At 66.2% G+C, this 13993-nt stretch carries 14 protein-coding genes; 8 read left to right on the top strand and 6 right to left on the bottom strand.

The window, feature by feature from the left end:
• Window positions 1-14 precede the first annotated feature (14 nt).
• Complete coding sequence (locus ACFPQ5_RS12715) at window positions 15-974, bottom strand: tripartite tricarboxylate transporter substrate binding protein (protein ID WP_379755880.1); 960 nt, start codon at window positions 972-974, stop codon at window positions 15-17.
• Between the two features lie 133 nt (window positions 975-1107).
• Here ACFPQ5_RS12715 and ACFPQ5_RS12720 point away from each other — a divergent pair, with 133 nt between their 5' ends.
• Window positions 1108-2040 carry a LysR family transcriptional regulator gene (locus ACFPQ5_RS12720; RefSeq protein ID WP_379755883.1) on the top strand — a complete coding sequence of 311 codons (933 nt, stop codon included), beginning with the start codon at window positions 1108-1110 and terminating at the stop codon, window positions 2038-2040.
• 32 nt (window positions 2041-2072) lie between these two features.
• Here the strand turns inward: ACFPQ5_RS12720 and ACFPQ5_RS12725 are convergent, their stop codons facing one another.
• Entirely contained in the window at window positions 2073-2729 is a 657-nt protein-coding gene (locus ACFPQ5_RS12725) for a carboxypeptidase-like regulatory domain-containing protein (protein ID WP_379755886.1), read from the bottom strand.
• 103 nt (window positions 2730-2832) lie between these two features.
• On the opposite strand from ACFPQ5_RS12725, the gene ACFPQ5_RS12730 reads away from it, so the two are divergent.
• Window positions 2833-3453: an IS607 family transposase gene (locus ACFPQ5_RS12730; protein ID WP_379755889.1), complete on the top strand. Its 621-nt coding sequence runs from the start codon at window positions 2833-2835 to the stop codon at window positions 3451-3453.
• Window positions 3404-4777, top strand: a complete 1374-nt coding sequence (locus tag ACFPQ5_RS12735; RefSeq protein WP_379755892.1) for an RNA-guided endonuclease InsQ/TnpB family protein — start codon at window positions 3404-3406, stop codon at window positions 4775-4777. Before ACFPQ5_RS12730 ends, ACFPQ5_RS12735 begins: the two co-directional genes overlap by 50 nt.
• 76 nt (window positions 4778-4853) lie before the next feature.
• Here ACFPQ5_RS12735 and ACFPQ5_RS12740 read toward each other — a convergent pair whose 3' ends face one another.
• Window positions 4854-5627: an IclR family transcriptional regulator domain-containing protein gene (locus tag ACFPQ5_RS12740; protein WP_379755895.1), complete on the bottom strand. Its 774-nt coding sequence runs from the start codon at window positions 5625-5627 to the stop codon at window positions 4854-4856.
• 142 nt (window positions 5628-5769) lie between these two features.
• Here ACFPQ5_RS12740 and pcaH point away from each other — a divergent pair, with 142 nt between their 5' ends.
• From pcaH to pcaCD, 4 genes are read left to right on the top strand one after another with little or no spacing between them, the layout of a single operon-like run.
• Entirely contained in the window at window positions 5770-6462 is a 693-nt protein-coding gene (gene pcaH, locus ACFPQ5_RS12745; RefSeq protein WP_379755897.1) for a protocatechuate 3,4-dioxygenase subunit beta, read from the top strand.
• A gap of 11 nt (window positions 6463-6473) precedes the next feature.
• On the top strand, window positions 6474-6995 hold the full coding sequence (locus tag ACFPQ5_RS12750; protein WP_379755900.1) for a peptidase associated/transthyretin-like domain-containing protein: 522 nt from the start codon (window positions 6474-6476) through the stop codon (window positions 6993-6995).
• Between the two features lie 21 nt (window positions 6996-7016).
• On the top strand, window positions 7017-8411 hold the full coding sequence (pcaB, locus tag ACFPQ5_RS12755) for a 3-carboxy-cis,cis-muconate cycloisomerase (RefSeq protein ID WP_379755903.1): 1395 nt from the start codon (window positions 7017-7019) through the stop codon (window positions 8409-8411).
• A 7-nt stretch (window positions 8412-8418) separates the two neighbouring features.
• Complete coding sequence (gene pcaCD, locus ACFPQ5_RS12760) at window positions 8419-9681, top strand: bifunctional 4-carboxymuconolactone decarboxylase/3-oxoadipate enol-lactonase PcaCD (protein ID WP_379755906.1); 1263 nt, start codon at window positions 8419-8421, stop codon at window positions 9679-9681.
• Between the two features lie 167 nt (window positions 9682-9848).
• Here pcaCD and ACFPQ5_RS12765 read toward each other — a convergent pair whose 3' ends face one another.
• Both ACFPQ5_RS12765 and ACFPQ5_RS12770 read right to left on the bottom strand, forming a co-directional pair.
• Window positions 9849-10805, bottom strand: coding sequence for a PDR/VanB family oxidoreductase (locus tag ACFPQ5_RS12765; RefSeq protein ID WP_379755909.1), 957 nt, complete (start codon window positions 10803-10805; stop codon window positions 9849-9851).
• Window positions 10802-11845, bottom strand: coding sequence for an aromatic ring-hydroxylating dioxygenase subunit alpha (locus ACFPQ5_RS12770; protein ID WP_379755912.1), 1044 nt, complete (start codon window positions 11843-11845; stop codon window positions 10802-10804). The genes ACFPQ5_RS12765 and ACFPQ5_RS12770 overlap by 4 nt, the downstream gene beginning before the upstream one ends.
• A gap of 135 nt (window positions 11846-11980) precedes the next feature.
• Between ACFPQ5_RS12770 and ACFPQ5_RS12775 the strand changes: the two genes are divergently transcribed.
• A complete protein-coding gene (locus ACFPQ5_RS12775) occupies window positions 11981-12478 on the top strand; it encodes a MarR family winged helix-turn-helix transcriptional regulator (RefSeq protein WP_379755915.1) in 498 nt (165 codons plus the stop codon).
• A gap of 230 nt (window positions 12479-12708) precedes the next feature.
• On the opposite strand, the gene ACFPQ5_RS12780 is transcribed toward ACFPQ5_RS12775, so the two are convergent.
• Window positions 12709-13872: an ABC transporter substrate-binding protein gene (locus ACFPQ5_RS12780; protein WP_379760103.1), complete on the bottom strand. Its 1164-nt coding sequence runs from the start codon at window positions 13870-13872 to the stop codon at window positions 12709-12711.
• Window positions 13873-13993 lie beyond the last annotated feature (121 nt).

Raw genomic sequence — 13993 nt, forward strand, 5'->3', positions numbered from 1 at the left:
GGTCTTCTCGATGCTTAGTCGGCGGTAATGCCGCGGTCCTTGATCAGCTTGCCCCAGGAAACGAGTTCCTGCGACAGGCGCCCCTGGGCCTGGGCGGGGGTGGAGGGAATCGGATCGAAGCCGTCCTTGACCAGCTTGTCCTTCAGCTGCGGCGAATTCAGGGCTTTATTCAAGGCGGCGTTCAGCTTGTCGAGGATCGGCTGGGGCGTGCCGGCCGGCGCGAAGGCGATGAACCAGGTCTCGAAGCTGTAGCCGGTCGCGCCCGACTCCTGCAAGGTCGGCACGTTCGGCAGCAGGGGCGAACGCTTCGGCCCGGTCACGCCGATGGCGCGCAGCTTGCCGCCGTTCACGTGCGGGACGACGGCCGACAGCACCGGGAAGCTCATGTCGACCACGCCGGCCATGGTGTCGACCAGGGCCGGGCCGCCGCCTTTATACGGAATGTGCGCGATGTCTGCGCCGGTGACGTCCTTGAACAGCTCGGCCGACATGTGGAAGGTGCTGCCGGGGCCGGCCGAACCGTAGGTGTACTTGCCGGGCTTGGCCTTGACGGCGGCGAGCAGTTCTTTCGTGTCCTTGCCCGGGAAGGCCGGATTGACGACCAGCACGTGCTGCGAAGTGGCGATCATGCCGATCGGCGCCAGGTCCTTGAGCGTGTTGTAGGGCATCTTCGCGAACAGCGAGGGATTGATGGCGAGCGACACGGTCTGCACGCCGATCGTGTAGCCGTCCGGCGCGGCCTTGGCCACGGCATCGACGCCGATGTTGCCGCCGGCGCCCGCCTTGTTCTCGACGTACAGGGTGCCGCCCAGCGCTTTCGCCCATTCGTCGCCGATGCGGCGCGCCACAATGTCGGCGCTGCCGGCGGGCGCGTAAGGCACGATCAGGCGGATCGGGCGCGCGGGGTAGTTCTCGGCCTGTGCGAACGTCGAAACAGCGGCGGCAAGGGCTAGCAGGGCAAGTTTGATCTTCATGGTCTCCTCCAATGGATGGAATGCGTTCGTTTCCGGATCGCTGCCGGATGAAGACATGATATTCAATATTTGGACACGTATAATGAAGATTCAATCACTTGATTCGGTCGCCCCGGTTACGAATGGATTACGAATGGATGGACTCGACGATTTGTCCTTTTTTGCCGTGGTGGTCAAGCGCGGCAGCCTGGCGGCGGCGGCCCAGGAACTCGGCATTACTCCGCCGGCAGTGAGCAAGCGCCTGGCCACGATCGAGGCGCGCCTGCGCGTGCGCCTGCTGAACCGCACCACGCGGCGCATGAGCCTGACGCCCGAAGGCGAAACCTACCTGGGCGAAGGCCAGCGCCTGGTCGCCGAACTGGAAGCGCTGGAACGCAAAATCTCGGGCGGCAGCGTCGTGCCCCAGGGCCTGCTGCGCATCAACGCCACGCTCGGCTTCGGACGCAAGCACATCACGCCCGAACTGTCGCGCTTCGCCCTGGCCTACCCCGAGGTCGAAGTGCAGATGCACCTGAGCGACCGGCCGGTCAACCTGGTCGAGCAGGCCTTCGACCTGGCGATCCGCTTCGGCGAGCCGCTCGATTCGCGCATCACGGCGCGTAAACTTGCCGACAACCGGCGCTTCCTGTGCGCTTCGCCCGCCTATCTCGCGGCCCACGGCACGCCCGCCGCGCCGCGCGATTTGCACGCCCACAGCTGCATCGTGCTGCGCGAAAGCGACGAGATCTACGGCAGCTGGACGTTCCGCTCGGGGACGCGCCAGGAAACCGTCAAGGTGCGCGGGCCGCTCAGCACCAACGACGGCGAGGCGGCCCTGTCCTGGGCGCTCGACGGCCACGGCATCGTGCTGCGTTCGGAATGGGATGCGGCGCCCTACCTGCGTTCCGGGCGGCTGCAATTGGTGCTCGAGGACTGGGACGCGCCGCCGGCCGATATCTACATCCTGTTTCCGACCAAGAGCCATCTGCAGGCGAAGACGCGGGCGATGGTGGATTTCATGCTGGAGGCGTTCAAGGATCGGCGGCGCAGCGAGAGGATGCGCGGCACCGGGGAACTGCTCTGGTAGGTGGCGAGATGTGCCTATGATCCCTGCCGGGCTCACCGGCTGCAATACGGCAGCACGTCTTTCTGGTAGCTGTCCGCCCCTGGATACCCAACGGTGTGGCGCGGGTCCAGGCTCGCCCGTTCGGCGTCGGAGAGGAGCGCATCGGTGGCACGCAGGCGCTCGCAATAATGCGCCCGCACCCAGGCGTCCAGTTCGGGCGTGCCAGCAATCTCCCGCGACTTCATGAACGAGACGTACGTGCCGGTAAAGTGGCGCAGCGCGTCCGGGCCAGCCTGAAATTCGTACAGTGGTATTTCACGCTCGATCGAACGCAGCGTCAACATCGGTACATCGCGATCGTCGATGAGATAGACGATCTCGGGGATCCGGTTCAGTTCCTCGGAGACATTGCTCAGCGAGGTGTTGTTCGGTGCATAGCCCGGCTTTGCCGCATTTGCCCAGATATCGCCGCAGCGACGGAAGTCGACGGGGTCGACAAAGAAGGCGCCGTCCGGTGCGCGCGACATGGCCGTGCGCGTCTCGGTGTACGAGCGATGGGAAAATTCATAGGTTGCGCACGTCACCTTGACGGTCGCGCCGGGCACGGGTTGCCTGCTGAGGGCATCGAGCACCCGTCCGTGGCCGCTGCCGGGGCGTGGGTAGCAGCCTGTGGCGAAGACCAGCGCCATCGCAAAGGGAACAAGTCGCAAGATGGGTTTGATGGTGTGTCCTTACAAATTGATCGACAAGGAGTGCGACTCTAGTTGAACCAAACGTGCATAAACGTGTCCAACTGTGATCATGGAAAACACGATGGGAACAGGACAGGCCGCCAGGCTGCTGGGGATCACGGTGAAGACGCTGCAGCGCTGGGAGCGCGAGGGCCGGCTCGTGCCGGCGGCGCGTACCGCCAGCGACCGGCGCCGATATACCGAGAGCCAGCTGCGCGCCTTCCTGCGCCTGGCGCCGGCGACGCCGCGACGCATCGTTGCCTACTGCCGGGTCTCCAGCGCCGCGCAACGCCCTGATCTCGTCAACCAGCGCCATGTCCTGGAGCAGTTCGCCGCCGCGCGTGGCCTGGCCGGGGTCGAGTTCGTCGAGGAAGTCGGGGGCGGCCTGAACTTCGGGCGCAAGCGCTTCCTGGCCCTGATGGACGCCATCGGGCGGGGCGAATTGGCAACGCTCATACTGGCGCACCGCGACCGTCTCACCCGTTTTGGCTTCGGCTGGTTCGAGCACTGCGCTGCGCTGCACGGCTGCGAGCTGCTGGTGCTGAATCAGGAACGGCTGTCGCCAGAGCAGGAGGTCGTGCAGGACCTGATGACGATCGTGCATTGCTTCTCGAGCCGGCTGTACGGCCTGCGCAATTACCGCCGCCAGCTGCGTGCTGCCCTGGAAAGCGATCATGCTGCTGGCGCACCGGATCAGGCTTGAGGCGAGCCCGGCACAGCGCGACTACTTCGCGCGCGCGGCCGGCACCGCCCGCCGGGTCTGGAACTGGGCGCTGGCCGAATGGCAGCGCCAGGCCGCCGCCGGTATCAAGCCGAATGCGATGGCGCTGAAAAAGCAGTTCAACCGCATCAAGTATGCCGATCCGACCTGGCTTGACGAACAGGGCCAACCCTGGCTGCGTTCCATCCACCGCGACGCGCATGCACAGCCCTTCGCCAACCTGGCCCGGGCCTGGAACCGCTACTTCGAGCAGCGCCGTGCCGGCGCACCGGCGCACCCGCCGGTCTTCAAGAAGAAGGGCCGCTGCCGCGATGCGTTCTACCTGGCGAACGATAAATTCAGGCTCGATGGGTGCGCAGCCGTGCTGCCGAAGGTCGGCCGGGTAGCGCTGTGCGAAACGCTGCGCTGGCCCGGCAAGATCCTGGGCGCGAGCGTCTCGCGCGAAGCCGGTCACTGGTTTTTATGCGTCCAGGTCGACGTACCCGACGAGACCGCGCGCCTGCCGCGCAGCCGCGACGGCATCACCGGCGTCGACCTCGGGGTGAGCGCCGCCGCCACGCTGTCGAACGGAGAGAAGATCGCGGCACGACGTCCTCTGACCGGCGCGCTGCGGCGCCTGCGCATCCGCGGCCAGCGGCTGTCGCGCAAGCTCGAAGCGGCCAAGGCAGCTGCTGGCATCGCGGGCAGGATACCGAAGGGCACCAGCTTGCCCGTGTCGGAGAACCGCACCAAGGGTGCGCAGGCGCTGGCGCGCCTGCAGGCCAGGATCGCCCGGGTGCGCCGGGACTTCACCCACAAGCTCACAACCCGTCTCTGCCGCGAAAATCAAGCGGTGGCGATCGAGGACCTGAATGTGAGCGGCATGCTGGCCAATGCGCGCCTGGCGCGTGCCATTGCCGACGTCGGCTTCTACGAGATCCGGCGCCAGCTGCTGTACAAGGCGGCGCGCTACGGAACAAACATCGTGCTGGCCGAGCGCTGGTACCCGTCCAGCAAGCTGTGCTCGAACTGCGGGGCGAAGCATGCCTCCCTGGGGCTGGGCGAGCGTTCCTGGACCTGCGCGGCCTGCGGCGCGCATCACGACCGCGACATCAACGCGGCCATCAATCTACAGCGGCTCGCCACCGGCGCCCTTGCGGCGGAAACGGCGCTACCCGTGGCGAGTCCGGCGGCGACGCCAGGCACTGCCGCCGGCCCTGGGCTGGCGGGAGGCGGGAAAGTCACGCCTGTCAAGTACGAGCACGGTCAGCAAGACGGTTCGGGACAGGAAGAGAACGCTGCACACTTTTGTGCACGTTTTTGCTAGCAGGACAGTAGCGCACAAACGCTGCACTCGACAAGCCGTGCCGGCGGCGCCTTGCGGGCGGCTTCCCGCACGGTCGTCACAACAATGCCCCCAGTTCGACCTGAATCTTGATCATCGCCGGCAAACAGCGCTCGACCATCTGCCCGATCGGCAAGCGTCCGGCATGCACGCTGACATTCATCGCCGCCACCACCTCCCCCCGGAAATTCTTCACCGGCACGGCAATCGTGCGCAGGCCCAGCTCCAGCTCCTGGTCCACCAGCGCATACCCCTGTGCCCTTGCGCGCGCGATTTCCAGCGCCAGGCGTTCGCGGTTCACGATCGTGTGCTGGGTGACTTGCTCGGGATGTGCCCGCTCCAGGAAAGCCTCGATCTGCGCCTGCGGCAGACTGGCCAGCAGCATGCGCCCATTGGCGGTGCAGTAGGCCGGCACACGCGTGCCCGGCTGCAGGGTGGCCGACACCAGCTGGCCCGCGCTGACGGCCGCCACGCAGACCAGCTGGTCGTGATCGAGCACGCCGACCGAGGCCGCTTCGCCCAGCGAGTAGGCCAGCCGGTACAGCAGCGGCTGGGCGATGCGCGGCAGGCGCGCGGAGTGCAGGTAGCTCTGGCCCAGGCGCAGCACCGCCGGCGTCAGCGAGAACAGTTTGTTCTCGTGGCGCATGTAGCCGAGATTGGTCAGCGTGATCAGGTAGCGGCGCGCGGCGGCGCGGGTCAGGCCGGTGGCTTCGGCCACTTCGGCGATCGTCAGGCGCGAGCGTTCCTGGTCGAAGGCTTCGATCACCTTCAACCCCTTTTCCAGGCCGGCGACGAGGTCGCGTTCCAATGGCAGATCGGTTTCTGTAGGCATTGCGGCAAATAGTCGGGGATTTGTGCGAGTATCGCACACATTGTGCGCACTGCGGACGAAGCAGTACCGAGGCCGCTTGTAGCGACGATAAGGCTGGCCTACCATTTTCGGCATCGACCAGATCCACCTGAGGAGACAAGCCGTGAAATTCGATGCCATCGAGCCGGGCATTTATCCCGAACTCATCTATCCCGCCTACAAATCCACCGTCAAGCGCGGTCCCACTCAGCCGGCCCTGCGCATCGAGGCGCCGGTGCCGACCAGCCAGAACATCGTCGCCACGCCGCGCATCCTGCTGCCGCACGATACCGACCTCACCGCCCATGGCGAGAGCGAGCCGCTGGGCGAGAAGATCGTCGTCACCGGCCGCGTCGTCGACGAGGACGGCAAGCCGGTGCGCAATTCGCTGGTCGAAGTCTGGCAGGCGAATTCGGCCGGCCGCTACTGGCACAGCCGCGACCAGCACGCCGCGCCGCTGGACCCGAATTTCTACGGCCTGGGCAAAATGCTGACCGACGAGGACGGCCGCTACCGCTTCGTGACGATCAAGCCCGGTCCCTACCCCTGGGGCAACCACGACAAGGCCTGGCGTCCGGCCCACATCCACTTCTCGCTGTTCGGTAACGTCTATGCCCAGCGCCTGGTGACCCAGATGTATTTCCCGAGCGATCCGCTTTTCGACTACGATCCAATCTTCCAGAGCGTGCCGGATGAGGGGGCGCGCCGGCGCCTGATCTCCCGCTTCAGCCTCGAAGAGACGGTCGGCGGCGAGATGCTCGGCTACGAATTCGACATCGTCCTGCGCGGACGCAACGCCACGCCGATGGGCCTGTAAGGAGACGCAACATGAGTAAAATCACCACCTCGCAAACCATTGGTCCCTTCTCGCACGAAGCCTGGCAATGGGCCGTCGACGCCTGCATCCCGGGCCACCTGAAGACCACGGGCGAGACCGTCCTCGTCACCGGCAACATCTTCGACGGCGACGGCGCCCCGATCAACGACGCCCAGATCGAAGCCTGGACGCCGGACGGCGCGGCGCTCGAACCCGAGCAGATGATTCCGGGCTTCCGCCGCGTGCCGAGCGGCGCCGACGGTGAGTTTTCGCTGCGCGTGTCGAAGCCGGAGACAGTCAAACCGGGCGAGCCGCTGATGTACGTGACCGTGTTCGCTCGCGGCCTGGTGCTGCACCAGTTCACCGCCGTGTTCCTGGAAGACGATGCGGGCCTGGCGCAGTCCACTATCCTGAACCAGGTGCCGGAAGCGCGCCGCGCGACCCTGCTTGCGCGCCGCACGGGCGACGGGCAATATCACTGGGATATCCGGATGCAGGGCGAAGCGGAAACCGTCTTCTTCGACTACGCATAAGCAGCCAATTCAGGAGTCTTTGTGAGCGTATCGATCTTCGACAGCTTCCTCACCACCTCCGAGATGATCGCCGTGTTCGACGACGCGGCGGTCGTCGATGCCATGTTCCGCTTCGAGGCGGCGCTGGCGCGCGCCCAGGCCGACGAGGGCATGATTCCGGCCGCCGCCGCGAGCGCCATCGCCGGCGTCTGCAAGGCCGAGCTGTACGACATCCCGGCCCTGATCCACGCCGGCCGCCGCGCCGGCAGCCTCGCGATCCCGCTGGTGAAGGAATTGACGCGCACCGTCGCCCTCTACGACGAGGAGGCGGCGCGCCATGTGCACTGGGGCAGCACCAGCCAGGACGTGATCGACAGCGCCATGGTGCTGGTCACGCGCGATGCCTTGCAGTTGCTGGATGACGGCTTGGCGGAACTGAGCGGGCACCTGTTCAAGCTGGCGCAGGACCATCTCGCCACGCCGGTGCTGGCGCGCACCCTGATGCAGCCGGCGCAAGTGACCAGCTTCGGCTTCAAGCTGGCCGGCTGGCTGGCGCCGCTCGTACGTGCCCGGACTGCCCTGCGCGCCGCCGCCGAACGCGCCCTGCAGCTGCAGCTGGGCGGCGCCGTCGGCACCCTGTCCGTGATGAAGGACAAGGGCGCGCCGGTCGCCACGCGCGTGGCTGCGCTGCTCGGCCTGCGGGTGGCCGACGCCGCCTGGCATACCCAGCGCGACGAGTGGGTGCGGCTCGGCATGGAAGTGGCGGTCCTGACGGGCAGCCTCGGAAAGCTCGCCACGGACCTGAGTCTGATGGCCCAGGGCGAGATCGCCGAACTGGCCGAACCTTCGGGCAATGGCCGCGGCGGCTCCTCGGCGATGCCCCATAAACGCAATCCCGTGTCGTCGATGATCGCCCTGGCCGCATCGCGCCGCACGCCGCAGCATGCGGCGGCGCTGCTGGCCTGCATGGACCAGCAGCACGAGCGGGGCCTGGGCAACTGGCAGGCGGAGCTGGCCGAGTGGCCGCCGCTGTTCCTCTCCGCGCACGGCGCCCTGCGCGCCCTGAACGATGCGTTCGCAGGCTTGAATGTCGACCGCGAGCGCATGCTGGCGAATATCGCGGCCCTGCACGGCCTCGTGTCCGCCGAAAGCGCGTCGAGCTACCTGGCCGGCGCCATCGGCCGGCCGAAAGCCCACGCGCTGCTCGAAGGCCTGACCCGGCGCGTGACAAGCGAAGGCAAGCCGCTCGATGCCCTGCTGCGCGAGACCATCGAGGCCGATCCGCAGCTCGCCTCGCAAGTCGATCTGCACAAGCTCGCCACCCTGTTCGACCCGGCCGCCGCTGCCGAACCGGCACGCCGCCTGGCCGACAGCCAGCTGCAGGCCCTGCGCAGCCGTATGGCCGAGCTGGATGCCACCCAACCCTACAAGGACTAGCACACGCATGAGTTTCGATCCGCTCCACCACGATTTCGAACGCGGCCTGCAAAACCGCCGCAGCGTCCTCGGCGACGCCTGGGTCGACCGTTCGATCAACAACGCCAACAGTTTTAACGCCGACTTCCAGAACCTGATCACGCGCTTTGCCTGGAACGAGATCTGGGGCCGGCCCGGCCTCGAACACAAGATGCGCCGCGCGATCGTCCTCTCGATCACGACCGCGCTGGGCCGCTGGGAAGAATTCGAGCTGCACGTGCGCGCGGCATTACTCGGCGACGCGGACAGCCGCCTGACGCCCGACGAGATCAAGGAAATCCTGATGCAGTCGGCGATCTACGCCGGCGTGCCGGCCGCGAACACGGCCTTTGCGCATACGCTGGCGATCCTGCGCGAAGTCGGCGAACAGATCGGCTACACGCTGGAACCCACGGCGCCCGGTTCGGTCGCCCATTCCGGCATCGGCCGCGAAGGCCGTACCGCCAGCAGCCCCGCCCTGCACTACAGCGTGCGCGAGCCACGCAACGGCAAGGCGCCGCGCCACACGGTCGTGCTCAGCCACGCGCTGGGCTGCGACCTGACGATGTGGGATGCACTGGCCAATCAACTGGCCCAGGACTGCCGCGTGATCGCCTACGACCACCGCGGCCACGGCAGCTCCGATGCGCCGGATGCGCTGTACGCGATGAGCGATCTCGCCGACGACGCCGCGCGCCTGCTGCGCGAACTCGATACGGGACCCGTGGTCTGGGTCGGCCTGTCGATGGGCGGCATGGTCGGCCAGGAGCTGGCGCTGCGCCATCCGTCGCTGGTGCGGGCGCTGGTGCTGGCCAATACCACCAGCGGCTACCCGGAAGCGGCGCGCGCGGTGTGGGAGCAGCGCATCGCGACCGTGCGTGCGGACGGGATCGAGGCGATTGCGGATGCGGTCATGGGGCGCTACTTCCACGATGCGTTCCGTGCGCAAAAGGCGGCAACGGTGGCGCGTTTCCGGCGCCGGCTGGTGACCACCGACGCCGTCGGCTACGTCGGCTGCTGCGAGGCGGTGGGCAAGGTCGATACCGGTTCACGGCTTGGACAGATCGGCGTGCCGACGCTGGTGATTGCGGGTGAACTCGATCAGGGGACGCCGGTGGCGATGGCGCAGGCGCTGGCGGACGGTATTCCCGGCGCGCGGCTCGAGGTGCTGAAAGAGGCGTCGCACTTGAGTGCGGCCGAGCAACCGGCAGCATTTGCCCGCCTGGTCACGGACTTCGTCTCCGGCCTGTAGATCGGGCATTCCGTAGGGTGGGCGCCCCGTGCCCACCGGATCGGACGCGTCCATTCGAACGCACCGACGATGAATCGCTCGCAATGCGGTGGGCACGGAGCGCCCACCCTACACGTGGGACGTTCGTTGAACGCGTGGACGGGGAACCCGTCCACGCGTTACGCGCATCACAAATCCAGCACCAGCACCTTCGACTTCGAGCGCGAACAGCACGGCGTAAACTGATCGTTCGCCGCCTGCTCCTCCTCCGTCAGATACATGTCCCGGTGATCGGGCACACCTTCCAGCACGCGCGTCAGGCAAGTCCCGCACACACCCTCCTCGCACGAATACGGCACCTCGACGCCCGCATCGAGCAGCACCTTGATCACGGTCTGCCCCGGCGGCACGGTCACCACCTTGCCGCTGGACGCCAGCTTGACGTCGAAGGGCTGGTCGCCCGTGGTGTCCACCGCCGCCGCGCTGAAGTACTCGACGTGCAGCTGCGCTTGCGGCCAGCCCTGCGCCTTGGCGGTATCGAGCACATAGCCGATGAAACCCTGCGGACCGCACACATACAAATGCGTGTCGGGCTGCGGATTGGCCAGCAGCGCCGCCATGTCGAGCTTTTGAAGAGCGTCGCCACTGTCGTAGTGGAAGTGGACCAGGTCGCGCAGGTGCGATTCGCCGAGCCGCTCCTTGAACGCCGCCTTTGCCGGCGAGCGCGCGCAGTAGTGCATCTCGAAGGCGGCACCCTTGGCCGCCAGGCTTTCGGCCATCGCCAGGATCGGCGTCACGCCGATGCCGCCGGCCAGCAACAGCGTGCGCTTGGCCTCGACCAGCGGGAAGTGGTTCTTCGGTTCCGAAATGGTAAGCGTGGAACCGACGTCGATGCGGTCGTGCATCGCTTCCGAACCGCCGCGCGAATCGGCGTCGCGCAGCACGCCGATCTGGTAGCGGTGGGTCTCGCCCGGCGCATTGCAGAGCGAGTACTGGCGGATCAGATTATTAGGCAGGTGGACGTCGACGTGGGCGCCGGCCTCGAAACCGGGCAAGGCGGCGCCGTCGACGCGCACCAGCTCGTAGCTGCAGATGCCGTCGGCTTCATTGTGCTTACTTGCTACGCGAACTTCGATGGTGCTCATGGCGCGAACTCCTTCATCTGTTCTTTCGACAGCCACTGATCGATGATGCGGCGCGACTGCACGCCGCCTGCGTCGATGTTCAGCATCAGCAGCTTGCGCTCGGGGTGGCGCAGGATGTTCTGCTGCTGCAGTTCCAGCATCTCGCGGTCTTCGCCGAAGATCTTGCCCTGGCCTTCGCGGATGGTATTGGTCAGCTCGGCATCCTGCGGCTTGAAGTTGCGCGCCATGCCCCAGAAGTACCAGTGCGAGGTTTCGGTCTCGGGCGTGATGAAGTCCACCACGATCGACGAGGCTTTATGTTCGGCCGGCGCGTGATAGCCGCCCTTGCCCGCATGGGCGACGCCGACTTCGATCATCACGTGGCTCGGCGCGTTGAAGCGGCAGATCTGCCAGCGGTCGACGGGCACGTTATCGGCCAGGCCGTTGCCGCGCAGGGCCGCCTGCCAGAACGGCGGCGGCATGATGTTTTCCATGAAGCGGCTCGTCACGACCTGTTCGCCTTCGACCTTCGTGGTCACCGGCGCCTCGTCGATTTCCTTCTGGCCGATGCTCGATGCGTGGACGTAGGTCTCGTGGGTCAGGTCCATCAGGTTGTCGACCATCAGGCGGTAGTCGCAGTTGATGTGGTACAGGCCGCCGCCGTAGGCCCACTCGGGATTCTCGGCCCACTCGAGGTGGTGGATGGTGGCCGGGTCGGCCGCCTCCTTGTCGCCGGTCCAGACCCAGATGAAGCCGTAGCGCTCCTCGACCGGGTAGCTGCGGATGCAGGGGAAGCCGCGCACGCGCTGGCCCGGCATGCTGATGGCCTTGCCTTCGCAGCCCATTTCCAGACCGTGGTAGCCGCAGACCAGGTTGCCGTCGCGGACGAAGCCGAGCGACAGCGGCGCGCCGCGGTGCGGGCAGAAATCCTCGACCGCGGCGACCTTGCCGCCCTGGCCGCGATAGAACACGATCTTTTCGCCGCAGATCTGGCGACCCAGTGGCTTGCCTTCGATCTCATCCGGCGTGCAAGCAACATACCATGCGTTTTTCGGGAACATCCTTGTCTCCTCCATGTTTTGTGTGCGATATTCAGTGTACTGAATGTGAGAAAAGTATCACGCGTTTGCGGCACGAAGTAAACTGTATTTTCAAACTTTCTTGATGGTGCAGCGCACCACATTATTCGAAGAAATATGCCTGCAGAAAAAGCACATGAGAGCCCGGGCGCGATGCTCGATTTGTACAATCATCCCGGCCACTTGCTGCGGCGGGCCCAGCAGATTTCGGTGTCGATTTTTTACGACGAATTGGGGAGCGAACTGACTCCCGTCCAGTACGCGATCCTGAGCCGGCTGGCCGAGCATCCGGGCATCGACCAGGTCTCGCTGGCGGGCCTGGCGGCGATCGATACTTCGACCGGAGCGACCGTGTGTGCGCGGCTGGAGGAAAAGGGATTGCTGGAGCGGCGCGTGATTCCGCATAACCGGCGGCAGCGGGCGCTCAGGATTACGGAGGCGGGGCGCGCCCTGCTCGATCAACTGGTGCCGGGCGCGCAGCGGCTCAGGGAGCGGCTGCTGGAACCCTTGAGTGCGCAGGAGCAGCAGGTGTTTATGGGGCTGCTGGCGAAGCTGGTGCACGCGAACAATGAGCAAAGCCGGGCGCCATTAGCAGTGCCGGTAGCGGACAAGTGAATTTGTAGGGGTGGGCGAGGCCAATGGCCTCGACTACGGTTTCATCGGGCATTCATGCCCACGCGGTATGACCGTTCGATCGTTCGCATCGTGTCCAGCATACGGATTGCATCCGCACGTGGGGCTGTTGCCTGTGCCGTTATCGGCCCGCTCGATCCGCATGGGCATGAATGCCCATCCTACGGGAGGTGTCAACAATCGCCGGGGACTAGGCCCCAGCAAGCTTGCTCTTACTCCACGCCCGGGTCCTTGAACTTCTCGACCTTGTCGAACTCGACGTTGTACACGCCGCCGTCGACCTGCTCGGCCTTGCGGATGTAGACCGTCTGCACCATGTCGCGGGTGGCCGGATCGATCGTGACCGGACCGCGCACGCTGGTCCAAGACTGGCCCTTCATTGCTTCGAGCAGGGCCGGGCCGTCGCTCTTGCCGCCGGTCTTCTTCAGCGCCGCATACAGCAGGTGCATGCCGTCATAGGCGCCGACCGCGTGGAAGTTCGGGCGCATGTTCTTGTTCGCCTTGGTGAAGGCGGCCACGAAAGCCTTGTTTTCCGGCGACGGGTGGGCGGCTGAGTAGTGGTGGCTGCTGACCACGCCCAGCGCCGCGTTGCCGATGCTCGGCATCAGGTCGTCGTCGAGCACGTCGCCGGTGGCGATCAGCTTGATGCCGGCTTGCGCGAGGCCGCGGTCGGTGAACTGCTTCAGCACGGCGGCGCCCTCGCCCGACGGCACGAACACGAACAGCGCGTCCGGCTTGGCATCCTTCACGCGCGCCAGGAACGGCGAGTAGTCGGGATTGCGCAGCGGTGCGCGCAACGAGGCGACGATCTTGCCGCCGGCCTTGGTGAAGTCCTTCACGAACACCTTCTCGGCGTCGATGCCCGGACCGTAGTCGGAAACGAAGGTCACGACCGACTTGATCTTGTTCTTGGCCGCCCACTGCGCCATCGGCGCCGTCACCTGCGCCAGCGTGAAGCCGGTGCGCACGATGTAAGGGGAGCGCTGCGGGATCACCGAGGTGGCCGCGTTCATGACGATCATCGGCACCTTGGCCTGGGTCGCGACCGGGGCGGCGGCAAAGGCCAGCGGGGTCAGGCCGAAGCCGGCCAGCACCTGCACCTTGTCGCGTGCGATCAGCTCCTGGGCCAGGCGCTTGGTGACGTCGGGCGAGACGCCGCCGTCGTCCTTGAGGATGATCTGCACTTCGCGGCCGGCGACGGTGGCGCCGTTCTGCTGCATGAAGAGTTTCACGGCGGCGTCGACCTGGCGGCCTGTGGAAGCGAAGGGGCCGGACATGGGGACGATCAGGCCGACTTTCAGGGGCTCGGCGGCGGAAGCGATGCCGGCGGAGAGCAAGGCGGCGCCGAGCAGGATGGTGCGGCGGGTGGTGTTCAGGTGGTTCAAGGTGTGTCTCCTATTGTTATGTCTGCGTCACAGGGACGCTTTTGTAGGGTGGGCTCTCCGAGCCCACGCGGTGATACGCGGCGGCGAGAACATCGCGCACGACATCGGAGCC

Origin of the sequence: Massilia suwonensis (genome assembly GCF_042655665.1) — a bacterium.
GTDB lineage: Bacteria > Pseudomonadota > Gammaproteobacteria > Burkholderiales > Burkholderiaceae_D > Telluria > Telluria suwonensis.